The organism is Microcoleus sp. N3A4 (assembly GCF_036701805.1).
GTDB lineage: Bacteria > Cyanobacteriota > Cyanobacteriia > Cyanobacteriales > Microcoleaceae > Microcoleus.
The window spans coordinates 1-1,804 of the sequence record NZ_JAUBRJ010000167.1; the positions used below are offsets into that span (position 1 = coordinate 1).

Genomic DNA, 1,804 nt, shown 5'->3' on the forward strand with positions numbered 1-1,804 from the left:
AAACTTATATTGCCGAGGCGATCTCAAATTCACTCATCTTTCTAAATGCTGTTTTCTGACTTTTTCAGCAAGCCCTAGTTAGAGGAGAACCACATCAAGGAGTGGTTCCAGGGCAAGACTTGAGCGTTAATCTCCAAGCATTATTAGTCTGGTTAGGGAATTATGGGCATCTTTCCTACGCCAAGCTGACGCTCATTGTTGTGGGAACTTGGCACAATAGAAGTGTCCGTAGGAACACTCCAAAAAACCAATCAACGAGTAGCAGCAGCAATCAAGCCAGCGATTAAAGCACTGTGGGAATGGGCCCCTGAGCAATCAAACGTTCATGTAGATGAAACCCCGGGAGTGTGTCATGGGAGTTAAAGAATGGCTGTGGACGGCGAGTATCGAAGGATTCTGTTTATTTCATGCCGCAGATACCAGGGGGCGCGTGGAACTAGAAACCATGCTGGGCAAAGAATTTGCTGGAGTCTTAAGCTCAGATGATTTCAGTGTTTATAATGGCGTGAAAGTCGCAGCTCAACAGAAGTGTCTGGCCCATTTACGGCGGCATTTCAAGAAAGTGCTGGAACTTCACGGGGCAACAATAATGCAGCAGTCGCTCAAATATTTCTGTCATTAATTGATGAAGCTTTTATTGCCCATGAGTCTTGGCGCAAGACCAAGGCTCGACTCACCTACGACTCGTGGGCAACTGATTTCAAAATACGATTGAATCAGGCTTTGGCTACTTGGTTGAACCTTGTGGGTTATACCGCAGGTTTGTTGCTCAAATCCTTACGGGATAAGGCAGAACAATGGTGGTATTTTCTCTTTGACCCCTCGGTTCCTCCGGATAATAATAAAGCCGAACGTTCTCTACGGTTAGCTGTAACTAAGCGGAAAGTTTCTGGTGGCTCTCGTTCGATGCAGGGGGTGCATCTCAGTTTGGCAAATACATCAAATTGAAAGTTGACCGTTGAGATAAGCACAGCGAAGAGAAAGGATAGAGCGAACGCTCTCAATTTTCCATTGCGCTCCTGATATTTTCACCCGCTCACCCAATTCGTTTAATAATTGATTCAACTGTTCCCGAACCAATCGAACTTATGGACTCTTCTTTATAGTATTGGTAGTTGACTATTCGGCAGCGATGGGTCTCTAAATAGTTACAAAATGTTTTAAATCTTTTTTTTGTCATCTCTTTAAATAGATTGATAACTTCATCTATTTTACCTTGCCACAACATATTTTCTGCTAACTTTAAACGTTTTAGCGAACCTCCTACCTTGTAAAGATTTTCTTTCAGATGATACCAATCTAAGATTTCTTGTCTTTGTTCAGTATCTCCTATTTCTTGAAATATTTTCCAAATTCCCGCATGACCATCTCAACCGGCAATACATAGGATGTAGTAATTTTTGGCTATTAGTCCAATCAATTAAATCTTGATTATTTTGAAAAAATGCTCCCGAATAAACATTATCTAAACAAATGGCTTTATAGTCTTTCCAGTAACACCCCTCGCCTTTGGTTTCGTTGCGTAGCCTGACTTTCCCGCCATCTAATGTAATTTCTTGGACTCCTTGTTTAGATGTAGGTAATTCAAATTCTTGTCGTTTGACTAATCTGTGTAATGTACTATGAGAGACTTTGACCCCCGTGAAAATCTCTAAATCTTTTTCTGCCATTTGATAAGATTCGTTGGCACTGATTAAAAGACAGCATTTTTCGGGTCTTCTGGGTTTGCGGTGGAAACTGTATAATATAGGAACTTTATGCTAGAGGCTAAGCTAATGGATTTTCATCTTGATGGATTACTCAA

Annotated in this window: 2 pseudogenes; one reads left to right on the top strand and one right to left on the bottom strand. The window is 41.3% G+C overall.

Annotated features, from left to right (window positions below):
* Positions 1-104: 104 nt before the first annotated feature.
* Positions 105-912, top strand: a pseudogene (tnpC, locus tag QUA56_RS37065) (IS66 family transposase); the annotation flags it as partial.
* Positions 913-939: 27 nt separating this feature from the next.
* Here the strand turns inward: tnpC and QUA56_RS36475 are convergent.
* Positions 940-1,712 (bottom strand): annotated as a pseudogene (locus QUA56_RS36475) (ISKra4 family transposase); the annotation flags it as partial.
* Positions 1,713-1,804: the final 92 nt, after the last annotated feature.